We start from the raw sequence: 11,809 nt of genomic DNA on the forward strand, positions 1-11,809 counted from the left end.
CCTAATGGGCGCGGACGCCCCGACCAATCCGTTCAGGCAATATGTTTGGGAGGCGGGGAATCGGTATCGGGGGTAATTCCGGCGAGCCGGGGTGCAGGCTGCGGGCTGGATGCGGATGCAAGCGCGACCGAAACGGCCGCCGGCGCCGGCTGTGTCACCGTCAGCGAGAAGCAGCCATGGCAATGATGTCCGCCGATGGCCTTGTGGTCGCTGTGGCCCGTGGGGCCATCGAGGACCGCTGCGATCTCCGAGCCGCCGCCCGGCGTGGTGACGTCGATGTCGTGCGAGCCATGCAGCGCGCTCGCCAGCAGGTAGACAGCCGCGATCAGCACAGACAGCAGCCCGCGCCAGTTGCGCCGGCGGCAAGTTCCTGAGGGCTGGCGGTTCGCGGGCACGACGTCACTCTGGTTGCGGTCTGTGCCCGGCCTAGCATGGGGGTGGGAACAGTGTCGACCTGCAACATTGTTACGTCCCTTGAAGAATTGCCGCAGTGCTGGCCGCAAACGCCAACACGCGTCTCATTGGCGCGTGATCAGGCCCAGTTGAGCGTCGGCTGCTGCTTCGCATGCCACCTCTGGAAAATCGCCGGTGTCGCCGGCTTCGGCCGAGACGATTGCGCAACGGCCGGCTTCCATCGCCCGCTCCAGCCATTTGATGGCTTCATTGACCCATCTGTCGTGCTGCTCGGGATCGGCGATCGCCTTTTCCCGAAATGCATCTGCCTGATGAAGGCACGCCGTTCTGCGGTCCACGCGGCTCTCCCCGATCCGGAGGTTCCGCCCCGGTGGCATCCTTTATGATCGCAGAGCCGGCGTCGCTAACATAGGACAGGAAGCGCAAATGGAAGGCCCCAGCCCGGGGCTGACCGGCTGAGGCCTTCGTGCTCACAATCTTCATCCTTGGGACTCGAACAGGCAACGCCCGTCTCGCCGGTTCGTTCCGCAATTGATGCCGAATTAGGAACGTTCCTCATATCTCGCGATTTAGCGAGCAGGAGAAACTGAGGAGGACGGGACTATGGACGGACTGATTTATCTCATCGGCTTGATCGTCGTGGTCATGGCGATCCTGTCGTTCTTCGGCCTGCGCTGAGAGAACGGCAATGGAAACCCTCGTACGCGACAACATGATGGAGCGCGGTGCCACGGCTGCCGACGACCGCCGGACCATCCAGTGGAGCTCGGTGCTCGCAGGCGCTCTCGCCGCCGGCGCAATGTCGTTCATTCTGGTCGGCTTCGGTGTTGCGGTCGGCCTGGGTGTCAGTTCGGCCTCGCCGACCTGGCGCGATGCCTCGGCGGCGCTGGCGCTGCTCTCCGGGCTCTATCTGATCGTCCAGGCGATCATCAGCTTCGGCCTCGGCGGCTACATCGCTGGCCGGACGACGCGACCGGCGCCTGCGCTTGCAACGATCGAGGATGATGGCGAGCGGCGCGACGGGCTGCATGGCCTGACCGCCTGGGCATTGGCCGTGCTGGCTGGCGCAGCTCTGCTGGCGCTTCTTGGCGCTGCTGCGATCGACCGTTCGCCGATGCGCAGCTCGGCGAGCAATACCTCCGCAGCCGAGCCGCTGCTGAGCTATGAGCTCGACAAGCTGTTCCGCGCGCCTCGCCGCGCGCCAAACACGGATCTGAGGGAAGCCCGCGCCGAAGCGGGGCGTGTCCTCATGACGTCATCCAGCCACAGCGGCGTCAGCGCCGATGACCGGACCTACCTCGTGCAGCAGGTTGCCGCAGTAACGGGACTGGCGGCCCCTGACGCCGAACGGCGCGTCGATGTGCTGATCGCAGACTCGAAGACGGCCATCAACCGCGCGCGGCGCAACGCGATCATCGTGGCCTTCTCGGTCGCAGCCGCGACCCTGATCGGCGCCGCGGTGGCTTGGGCTGCGGCTGTCGCTGGCGGACGGCATCGTGACGGAGAGCCGTTGCCGAACTGGATGGCGAGCTCAAATCGCTTCCACCGCAGCCCGCGCGCAATGCCGGTGCCGTAGGTTCCAAAACAAATGGCCGGGCGCAAGCCCGGCCATAACGGACGCCTGCACGAAGTTTCAGGCTTTCTCCTCCCAGATCATCGCGAGATGCACGATGGTCTGCACGGCTTTTTCCATGTCCTGGCGGCTGACCCATTCGAGCCGCGAATGAAACGCGTGCTCGCCGGCAAAGATGTTGGGGCAGGGCAGGCCCATGAAAGACAAGCGCGAGCCGTCGGTGCCGCCGCGGATCGCGGTGCGCATCGGGCGCAGGCCGGCGCGGCGGATCGCCTCGATAGCGTATTCGAGCACGTGCGGGTGACGGTCGATCACCTGCTTCATGTTGCGGTACTGCTCCCGCACCTCGAACGTGTAGGTCGAGCGCGGATAGTCCTTCATCACGTCCTTGACGATGGTCTCGAGCAGGACCTCCTTCTCCTTCAGCCCTTCCTCGGTGAAGTCGCGGACGATGAACGAGAGCCTCGCCTGTTCCAGCGCACCCTCGATGCCGATCGGATGCAGAAAGCCCTGCTTGCCCGAGGTCGTCTCCGGCGAGCAGCCTTCCTTCGGCAGCCGCTCGACGATGGCGGCCGCGATCTTGATCGCGTGCTCCATCTTGCCCTTGGCGTAGCCGGGATGGGCGCTGACGCCGTTGATGGTGATGGTGGCGCCGTCGGCCGAGAACGTCTCGTCCTCGACGCAGCCGGCGCTTTCGCCGTCCATGGTGTAGCCGAAATCGGCACCCAGCTTGTTGATGTCGACATTGTCGACGCCGCGGCCGATCTCCTCGTCCGGCGTGAACAGGATCTTGATGGTGCCGTGCTTCACATCGGGATTGTTGATGAAGAAGTGCGCTGCATCCATGATCTCGGCAACGCCCGCCTTGTTGTCGGCGCCCAGCAGCGTGGTGCCGTCGGTAGTGATGATGTCGTTGCCGATCTGGTTCTTCAGCGCGGGATGCTCATTGAAGCGGATCACTTGGCTGGCATCGCCCGGCAGGGTGATGTCGCCGCCGCGATAGTTCCTCAGAACTTGCGGCTTCACGTCCTTGCCGGTGACGTCGGGCGAAGTGTCCATGTGCGAGCAGAAGCAGATCACCGGCACCTTCTTGTCGGTGTTGGCCGGGATCGTTCCGTAGACGTAGCCGTAATCGTCGAGATGCGCGTCCGCGACGCCCATGGCCTTCAGCTCGGCGGCGAGCACGCGCCCGAGATCCTTCTGCTTCTCGGTCGAGGGCGAGTGAGGGGATTCCGGATCGGACTGGGTGTCGATGGTGACGTAGCGCAGGAAGCGCTCGGTCACGGTATGCGAAAAGGTGAGGGAGGACATTTCTGGTCAAACCGCCGGGGTCAGGGAAGCAGCCGGTATACCAGAAAAGCGGGCCGCGTTGCGGCAGGAAGGAGGTGGGATCAGGCTTAACGAAGAGTAGCCTCAGATCGCCTCTTTCAGTTCCTTGACCGGGCGGAAGGTGACCTTCTTGCTGGCCTTGATGTGGATCGGCTCGCCGGTGGCGGGATTGCGGCCGGTTCGGGCGGCGCGCTTGCGGACCTGGAGGATGCCGAGCCCGACGATGCGGACCCGGTCGCCCTTCCTGAGGTGCTTGGCGATCAAGTCGACCATGTCGGTCAGGACCGCCTCGGCGTGCTTTTTCGACAGATCCTGGCTCTCGGCGATATCGGCGGCGAGCTGCTTGAGCGTGATGGTGGCGGGAGCGGCTGCCTTCTTCGCCGAATCCTTCTTGGCCGAATCCTTCTTAGCCATGACTGGCCTCCCCGGTTGTCCAATGACAGGGAATCCCTGGAAATGCCGAGAATGTGTGGGGATCCCTCTAAGTCCTTTGAGACGTAGACGATTCGGGCGCGGGCTGACTATGCCGAGAGTTCCCGCCAGCGGCAGGGAATCGCCGGCGCAGATGCGGCAGAAGTCGAGAAGTTCAAGCTAAGACTATGAAGGGGTTGCCAAAATGGCGCGAGAGACGGGGCTCGAACCCGCGACCTCCGGCGTGACAGGCCGGCGCTCTAACCAACTGAGCTACTCCCGCGTGGTTCGCTCGATGCGCGCGGAACGAGGGGGGAATTAAAGGCGGGGCTGAGTGAAGTCAAGGACGTTGCGCTGGCACGGTGTATCTCGGCTAAGCATTGCTCTGGAAAACGAAAAGGCCGCCCGGAGGCGGCCATCGGTCAGCCCGGAAGAGGACCTTTCAGCGAATCTCGGACGTGCCGGCGCTCGTCACCACCACCGGCTTGCCGGCCTTGATCACGTGGGTGGACTGGGCGGACTGGCTGTAATCGGCATTGGTGCGGGCTGCGATCCCGAAGGCCGCCACTGTGATGCCAGCCACCAGCGCCACCACCACGATCTTCAGGTGGGTCGCACGATCAGCAGAGTGAATTGAGTGGTTCATCTGAGCCTCCCGACGGGCTTTGCCGCCGTCTATGGGCTCATGTCTTAAGGACCATCTGTTTCCGGATGGTTTCGCGGGTTCCGCAAAATGGTTTCATCTCGCCGCCCGGCCTGTTTCGCCGGGCGGGCCCAACCGGGCCGGTCTCAGGCCGCGGCACGGCCGATGTCGTCCCGGATCGCGCGGGCGGCCCAGATGAACAGGAGTGCGCCGAGCGTGGTCGTGACCGCCGCCGAGAGCAGGGAATAGCGCACGGCCTCTGCGCCATAACTGCCCTTCAGCGCGTCATTGACCATGCCGACCGCGAGCGGGCCGACGCCCTGGCCGAAGCAGGTGGCGGTGAGCGCAATCAGCGCGGAGGCGAGCGCGCGCATGCTGGGCTTGGCCACCGTCTGCGCGATCGCGAATATCGGGCCGAGATGGAAGCCGACCAGGAACGAGGTCAGCGCGAGCATGGCGACCATCATCGCGAAATCCTGCGTCAGCATGCACAGCGCGAACACCGGCCCGGCGAGTCCCGAGGTGATCGCGGGCGCCCACAGCTTCCAGCGGTCGTCGCGGCGGCTGACCTGCGCCACGACGAAACCGCCGAGCAGGGTGCCGGCCATGCCGGCCAGGCCCTTGAAGGTGCCGGCATAGGTGCCGATCTCGGCGCTCGACAGATGATGCACGCGGGCCAGGAACGGCGGGATCCAGGCCGCGGTCGCGTAGTTCGTGTAGGTGGTGAGGCAGAAGCCGATCAGGACGATGATGAAGCTGCGCTGCGAGGCGAGAAAGCGCAGCGTCGGCCCGAGCGGCTCGGGCACGAAACTCTCCTGCATCGCGCCGCGCTTCGGCTCGGAGATCGTCAGCCACAGCACCAGTGCGAGCAGGATGCCGGGCAGGCCAGCGACATAGAAGGCCATCCGCCAGCCATAGTGCTGGTTGACGTAGCCGCCGATGAAATAGCCGAGGAAGACGCCGAGATAGGTGCCGATGGCGTAGATGCCGAGCGCGCGCGGGCGCTCATTCTTGGCGAAGAGGTCGGCGACGATCGATTGCGAGGCCGGCGAGCCCGCGGATTCGCCGACGCCGACGCCGATGCGCGCCAGCGCCAGCGAGGTTACGCTGGTGGCCGCGCCGCACAGCGCGGTCATCGCGCTCCAGAACGCAAAGGCCAACGCCACGATGTTGCGGCGGTTGAGCCGGTCGGCAACACGCGCAATGGGAATGCCGAGCAGGGAATAGAACAGCGCAAAGCCGAAGCCCGCGAGCAGGCCCATCATGGTGTCGCTGAGGGCGAACTCCTTCTTGATCGGCTCGATCAGCACGTTGAAGATCGTGCGGTCGAGGAAGTTCAGCGCGTAGATGATGGTGAGCAGCCCCAGCACGTAATAGCGCCGCGCCGGGGGCTTTGCCGCGGCAGCCGTTTGCACCGACATCTGTGACGTCACATCGACCATCGCTTCCCCCAATCTGTCGTTGTTATCGTTGTCGGTCCAGCTCCGTTTGGAGCTGGTAGATCAGCCTTCGCGGATGTAATTCCCCGCTTCGAATGCGACCGGAGGCGCGCCGGCATCGAACGAGACGCCGATCGGATCGCGGCCCGCGGCGAGCGCATCGAGCTGGTCGCTCAGCATGCGCCGGATCAACAGGATGCCGCGGTCGCTCTGGCCGAAATGCTCCTCGGAATGAACGGTGACCTCGCCCTGGCCGACCTGGGCCTCGTAATCGCCCGGAAATTGCTGGTGCTCTTGCTCGGTCATGTCCCACCAGAACTTGCCGTTGAACTTCGAGCGCATGCGGCTGATGTCGCCGGGAGCCTGGACGCGGCCGGCGACATAGATCCGGAAGGAGCCGTCGTCGATCGGAAGGACCCAGCCGATCGACTCGACGCGCGCGAACTGCGCGACGCGCGGGTTCGGCACGACGCGTAAGGTCGGCAGCGCAGCCTCGCTGACGCGATAGAATACCTTGCCGTCGTCCTGCTTGCGCTCGGAGCGGACCAGGACGCCGCGCGGCGATTTCTCGAACGTCACCTCCGGGATCGACGCCATCATGTTGGTGAATTGCGGGCCCGAGAACGAGCCGTGCAGCACCGGCACGTGATAGGGATCGACCACGTTCTCGAAATGCTGCAGCCAGTTGCACGGAATGATGGCGGGGCCACCGCCGCCGATCGAGGAATCATCGGCCTCGACCAACTCGCCGTCGTCCATTGTCTCCAGGCATTCGTAAGCCGGCAGCACCGGGCGTTTCTCGGCCGGGCCCATATAGGCGAAGATCAGTCCGTAGCGTTCCTCGACTGGATACCAGGGCTGGCGCACCTTGTCCTTGAACTGACCGCCATCGGGCTCGCAGGGCTGCTCCAGGCAGTGGCCCTCGGTGTCGAACTTCCAGCCGTGATAGCAGCAACGGATGCCGTCCTCCTCGACCTTGCCATAGTAGAGCGTAGTGCCGCGGTGGCAGCAGCGGGCGTGCAAGAGGCCGGCGCGGCCATGCTTGTCGCGGAACAGCACCAGATCCTCACCCAGTGCGCGGACCTTCCTCGGTGTGTCGGTGGCGTCACCGACGAGCCCGACCGGGTGCCAGTAACGGCGCAGCAGTTCGCCCATCGGCGTGCCGCGCACGACCGAGGTCAGCTCGGTGCGGGTGTGCGCCGGCTTCATCGCATAGGCCGTGCCGAGATCGCGATCCCGCTGGGTGATGGTCATGCTGGTCCTCCCGCTTTGGCCGTGATGGCCGGGCCTTTTCGATGCCTTGGATCCAGTGAAAGATAGTTCGATGACAATGTCAACGATCTTCCAAATGCGTCTTAGTCGCATTTGATGAGGTGGCCGGCCGGGCTTGGCAGGCTCGGGCTTGCAGGCCCAGACTTGTAGGCTCGGACTTGGCAGGCTCGGGCTTTCTTGGCAGAGGTGGATCATGAGCCAGACCGAGAGCAGGGGCGGGGCGACGTCGCCCGCAGACGAGAACGAACCGTCGGCCCCGATCACCGTGATGCTGTCGTCGCGGCTGATGGTGCTTGCCAATCTGCTCAAGCGTGGCGCGATCCTGCGCTACAAGCGCCTCACCGGATTGTCCTCGGTCGAGTTCGGTCTCGTCGCCTCGCTCGGCCGCCGGCCGCCGATGAGCGTGGCGCGGCTTGCCGAGGCCGTCGGCCAGGACAAGGGACAGATCAGCCGCGCGCTGGCAAATCTGCTCTCGCGCAAGCTGATCGTGAAATCGGCTAATCCGAAAGATAGCCGCGAAGTGCTGATCTCGCTGACGGCGGCGGGCCTCGCCGCGCATGATGCGATCGTCGACGGCGCGCAGGAGCGCAACCGGCGCCTGCTGGAACAGCTGAGCGAAGCCGAGTTCCACACGCTGCTGGGTCAAGTCGATCGGCTCACGGCGATCGCCGCCGAGATGCTCGAGAGCGAGAAGAACGCACGCTGATCTCGCAGCGCTCTCTCGACAGGTTGGATCCCTTCTAAGAGTCCTTCTAAGAAGCTTTCAATTAGGGAATTCTCGCGCCCTCCCATAAGCGTCGCCGGTGAGCGCATGCCGTCCGGGGACAGGCGGCATGACGCATCGAACATGCAGCTTCGGGGTGGCGCGTTGAACAGTCTGGGAATGCTGCGGTCGGCCGTGTTGGCGACTGCGTCCGCTTGGGTTTTGATGCCGCAGGCATCGCTTGCACAATCGTCCGCGCAGGGTGGCGCAGCGAGCCTGCCGCCGGTGACCGTCACCGCGCCGGAAGCGCGCCGCCGCGCCGCCACGACCCCTCAGCGCCGCGCGCCGCGGTCGTCGGAGCAGACTGCCAACAGGAACAGGCCGCAGCTGCAGCGCAACGTCGGCTTCGTCGAGACGCCGCGCGGCCCGGTGAACGGCTACGTCGCGGGTCGCAGCTCGTCCGGCACCAAGACCAACACGCCGATCATCGAGACGCCGCAGTCGGTGTCCGTCATCGGCGCCGAGCAGATCCGCGACCAGAAGCCGAACAAGCTCGATGAGGTCCTGCGCTACACCGCCGGTGTGCGGGCGGGAACGTTTGGCACGGACACCCGCAACGATTGGTGGCTGATCCGCGGCTTCAAGTCCGAGGACATCGGACTGTTCCTCGACGGCATGCAGCTGTTCTACACCTCCTATGCGAGCTGGAAGCTCCAGACGCCGAACATGGAGCGGGTCGAGGTGCTGCGCGGTCCGTCCGCGGTGCTCTACGGTGGATCGAGCCCGAGCGGCATCGTCAACGTCATCAGCAAGTTGCCGCCCGCCGAGCCGATCCGCTACGTCGAGACCGGCGTCAACAATTTCGGCAACGCCTATGTCAGCTTCGATTTCGGCGGGCCGGTCGCGACCAGCCCCGAGAACGGCAAGCTGTTCGCCCGCGTGGTCGGCCAGGTCCAGAACGGCGGCACGCAGGTCAACTTCACGCCCGACAACAACTACTTCATCGCGCCATCGTTCACCTGGAAGCCGGACGCCGACACGAGCTTCACGGTGCTGGCCTCGGCCTCGAAGCAGGACACCCGCGGCATCAACTTCCTGCCCTACCAGGGCACGGTGACCAACGCACCGTTCGGCAAGATTCCGACCAGCTTCTTCGTCGGCGATCCCAGCGTCGACAAGTTCACGCGCGAGCAGGAGATGCTCGGCTATCAGTTCGCGCGCAATCTCACCGAGGACCTGACGTTCCGTCAGAACGCCCGCTTTGCGCATGTCGACATTACCTACCGCGGCTATGTCGGCAACGATTGGGCCAATATCAACACGGCCACGCTCAATCGGTACAATTGGTATGCAAAGAACACTGCCAATCAGGCCAATCTCGACAACCAGCTCGAGTATCGCTTCAATACGGGCCCGGTCAGGCACACGATGCTGTTCGGCGTCGACCTGAAGGGATACCAGATCGACGACTACCAGGCCTTCGGGGGTGGCGTGCCCGCGATCAACGTCTTCAATCCCGCCTATGGGGCGGCCGAGGTCGCACTGCCGGCCGCTCCGTTCCGGAACTTCCTGATCACTCAGAAGCAGGCCGGCACTTATCTTCAGGACCAGATGAAGCTCGGCAACTTCACGCTGGTGCTGAGTGGCCGCAATGACTGGGTCGAGACGACGCAGGAAACGCGTGACACCGGCGCCACGGTCGGGAGCCGCAACGACAGCAGGTTCAGCGGCCGCGCCGGGCTGATCTACAATTTCGACAATGGCATCGCACCCTACGTCTCCTATTCGACGAGCTACAATCCGATCATCGGGCTCAACGCCCAGAACCAGCTGTTTCTGCCGGAGACCGCCAAGCAGGCCGAAATCGGCGTAAAGGTCGCGCCAAAAGGCTTCGACGGTTATTTCACGGTCTCGGCTTTCGATCTGGTCCGTCAGAACGTCGCGACGACGTTGCCGGGCAGCGTTCCAGTCCTGCAGAACCAGACGGGCGAGGTGACCTCGCGCGGTATCGAGCTCGAAGCGGTGGCCAATGCCACGAAGGAGCTGAAGTTCATCGGCTCCTTCACGGCCTATCATCTCTTCAACAGCAAGGATCTAGATCCGACGCTCGTCGGCAAGACACCGACCAACACGCCTGAGCTCCTGGTCTCGGGCTGGGCCGACTACACCTTCAAGGACGGACCGCTGGAAGGATTTGGTTTCGGCGGCGGCGTTCGCTACATCGGCGCGTCCTGGGCCGACACTGCCAATACCCTCGAGGTTCCCGCGGTGGTGCTCGGCGATCTCGCGGTCCATTACGAATGGCAGAACTGGCGGACGGCGCTCAACGTGATCAACGTGACCGACAAGATGTATGTCGCGAGTTGCGCGTCGACCACCTCCTGCTTCTACGGCGACCGCCGGCGCGTCACCGCCAGCGTTTCCTACAAATGGTGAGGACAGGTGAGGGCGGCTGACATCTGGTGCCGCCGGTCCTCCACCACGAGATAGATGAGCACCCGGGCTATGCCCCCCAGCCCGAAGCTCATCGGAGCGCGGCGCGCGCGACGGCCCTCCACGTCGCCGCTCGCCGCGCTCGCGACCGGTCGGGCCGCAATATATCGCAAGCCCGAGTTGTCTTCGCAGCAGGCAGGCCCGGTCCGGCCCCGATGCATGGCTCGTCAGATCGCTTGCGCCTGTGGATAGGTGTCTTTGCTCCGGGGCGCTCGGCATTATGTCGCCGGGGTGACAGTCAGTCGGGGCCTAATGGCGGCCGCAGCTCGGTTTGGGTGCGCTGCCGCACCAAAAAACCAGGTGCTTTTCTCGTGCAATGCGTGGCAAAAAGCTGCCTTGGCTCGCGCGGCCGCAATCTCAGAACGGCTGCCCTGCAAAACGGTGGCCGCCCTTGCTGGCCTTGGCGATCTGCTCCATACCAGCGCGGGGTGATTCCGGGATTTTCACCGTTCTGGGGGCGGCAAAGGGCCTAAAAAGAGCGTGTCTTGCGCCCATTGGTGCACTGCGCTAAGGCTCAGAATAATTCCAAATCGGACGAATCCGTGGCTGTCCCGAGGCTGCGGGAAAAAGGGCTCGCCATGAGCGGCATTCTGCAGAACTATCTTCCACTCGTCGTCTTTATAGGGGTAGCGGGCCTCATTGGCCTCGTGCTGCTGATTGCGCCCTTCGTCGTGGCGTTCCAGCAGCCGGACCCGGAAAAGCTGTCGGCGTATGAGTGCGGTTTCAACGCCTTCGACGACGCGCGCATGAAGTTCGACGTCCGCTTCTATCTGGTCGCCATTCTCTTCATCATCTTCGATCTCGAGGTGGCGTTCCTGTTTCCCTGGGCGGTGGCGTTCGGCAAGCTTGGCGCGACCGGCTTCTGGTCCATGGTGGTGTTCCTCGCCGTGCTGACGGTCGGGTTCGCCTATGAATGGAAGAAGGGAGCACTCGAATGGGATTGAACCCCGTGTCGTCCACAGGTCCGGCTATCGCGCCGGCCCCCAAGGGCATCCTGGATCCGTCGACCGGCCGGCCGGTCGGGGCCAATGATCCGTTCTTCCTCGAGGTCAACTCCGAGCTGTCCGACAAGGGCTTCTTCGTGGCCGCGACCGACGACCTCATCACCTGGGCCCGTACCGGCTCCCTGATGTGGATGACCTTCGGTCTCGCCTGCTGTGCGGTCGAGATGATGCAGGTGTCGATGCCGCGCTACGACGTCGAGCGCTTCGGCTTCGCGCCGCGTGCCTCGCCGCGCCAGTCCGACGTGATGATCGTCGCAGGCACGCTGACCAACAAGATGGCGCCGGCGCTGCGCAAGGTCTACGACCAGATGCCCGAGCCGCGCTACGTCATCTCGATGGGCTCCTGCGCCAACGGCGGCGGCTACTATCACTATTCCTACTCGGTCGTGCGCGGCTGCGACCGCATCGTGCCGATCGACATCTATGTGCCGGGCTGCCCGCCCACGGCGGAAGCGCTGCTTTACGGCGTGCTGCTGCTGCAGAAGAAGATCCGGCGCACCGGCACCATCGAACGCTAAGGTTTTACGT

12 protein-coding genes and 1 tRNA gene are annotated in these 11,809 nt (G+C 64.3%); 5 read left to right on the top strand and 8 right to left on the bottom strand.

Features of this window, described 5'->3' with window-relative positions:
* Window positions 1–32: 32 nt before the first annotated feature.
* The gene (locus tag XH81_RS07690) at window positions 33–395 is read right to left on the bottom strand and encodes a hypothetical protein (protein WP_028141446.1); all 363 of its coding nucleotides are present in this window, start codon (window positions 393–395) and stop codon (window positions 33–35) included.
* A gap of 123 nt (window positions 396–518) precedes the next feature.
* Window positions 519–752 carry a hypothetical protein gene (locus XH81_RS07695; RefSeq protein WP_028141447.1) on the bottom strand — a complete coding sequence of 78 codons (234 nt, stop codon included), beginning with the start codon at window positions 750–752 and terminating at the stop codon, window positions 519–521.
* Window positions 753–1,102: 350 nt separating this feature from the next.
* Between XH81_RS07695 and XH81_RS07700 the strand changes: the two genes are divergently transcribed.
* Window positions 1,103–1,990, top strand: a complete 888-nt coding sequence (locus XH81_RS07700) for a hypothetical protein (RefSeq protein WP_028141448.1) — start codon at window positions 1,103–1,105, stop codon at window positions 1,988–1,990.
* A 57-nt stretch (window positions 1,991–2,047) separates the two neighbouring features.
* Here XH81_RS07700 and pepT read toward each other — a convergent pair whose 3' ends face one another.
* The 6 genes from pepT to XH81_RS07730 all read right to left on the bottom strand — a co-directional run bounded on the left by pepT (window position 2,048) and on the right by XH81_RS07730 (window position 7,063).
* Window positions 2,048–3,298 (bottom strand): peptidase T, encoded by a 1,251-nt coding sequence (pepT, locus tag XH81_RS07705; RefSeq protein ID WP_028141449.1) that lies wholly within the window; start codon window positions 3,296–3,298, stop codon window positions 2,048–2,050.
* A 102-nt stretch (window positions 3,299–3,400) separates the two neighbouring features.
* A complete protein-coding gene (locus tag XH81_RS07710) occupies window positions 3,401–3,730 on the bottom strand; it encodes an HU family DNA-binding protein (RefSeq protein WP_028141450.1) in 330 nt (109 codons plus the stop codon).
* A 203-nt stretch (window positions 3,731–3,933) separates the two neighbouring features.
* Window positions 3,934–4,010: transfer RNA gene (locus tag XH81_RS07715), tRNA-Asp, on the bottom strand.
* Between the two features lie 159 nt (window positions 4,011–4,169).
* The gene (locus XH81_RS07720; protein ID WP_028141451.1) at window positions 4,170–4,373 is read right to left on the bottom strand and encodes a hypothetical protein; all 204 of its coding nucleotides are present in this window, start codon (window positions 4,371–4,373) and stop codon (window positions 4,170–4,172) included.
* Between the two features lie 143 nt (window positions 4,374–4,516).
* Window positions 4,517–5,812, bottom strand: coding sequence for a spinster family MFS transporter (locus XH81_RS07725; RefSeq protein ID WP_028141452.1), 1,296 nt, complete (start codon window positions 5,810–5,812; stop codon window positions 4,517–4,519).
* Window positions 5,813–5,872: 60 nt separating this feature from the next.
* A complete protein-coding gene (locus tag XH81_RS07730) occupies window positions 5,873–7,063 on the bottom strand; it encodes an aromatic ring-hydroxylating dioxygenase subunit alpha (protein WP_028141453.1) in 1,191 nt (396 codons plus the stop codon).
* Window positions 7,064–7,274: 211 nt separating this feature from the next.
* Between XH81_RS07730 and XH81_RS07735 the strand changes: the two genes are divergently transcribed.
* From XH81_RS07735 to XH81_RS07750, 4 genes are all read left to right on the top strand, one after another.
* On the top strand, window positions 7,275–7,787 hold the full coding sequence (locus XH81_RS07735; RefSeq protein ID WP_028141454.1) for a MarR family winged helix-turn-helix transcriptional regulator: 513 nt from the start codon (window positions 7,275–7,277) through the stop codon (window positions 7,785–7,787).
* A gap of 177 nt (window positions 7,788–7,964) precedes the next feature.
* Window positions 7,965–10,220, top strand: coding sequence for a TonB-dependent siderophore receptor (locus tag XH81_RS07740; RefSeq protein ID WP_028141455.1), 2,256 nt, complete (start codon window positions 7,965–7,967; stop codon window positions 10,218–10,220).
* A 635-nt stretch (window positions 10,221–10,855) separates the two neighbouring features.
* On the top strand, window positions 10,856–11,221 hold the full coding sequence (locus XH81_RS07745) for an NADH-quinone oxidoreductase subunit A (RefSeq protein ID WP_018320139.1): 366 nt from the start codon (window positions 10,856–10,858) through the stop codon (window positions 11,219–11,221).
* Entirely contained in the window at window positions 11,212–11,799 is a 588-nt protein-coding gene (locus XH81_RS07750) for a NuoB/complex I 20 kDa subunit family protein (RefSeq protein WP_026202310.1), read from the top strand. Before XH81_RS07745 ends, XH81_RS07750 begins: the two co-directional genes overlap by 10 nt.
* The last annotated feature ends 10 nt before the right edge of the window (window positions 11,800–11,809 follow it).

Source organism: Bradyrhizobium sp. CCBAU 25360 (genome assembly GCF_028128695.1).
Classification (GTDB): domain Bacteria; phylum Pseudomonadota; class Alphaproteobacteria; order Rhizobiales; family Xanthobacteraceae; genus Bradyrhizobium; species Bradyrhizobium ottawaense.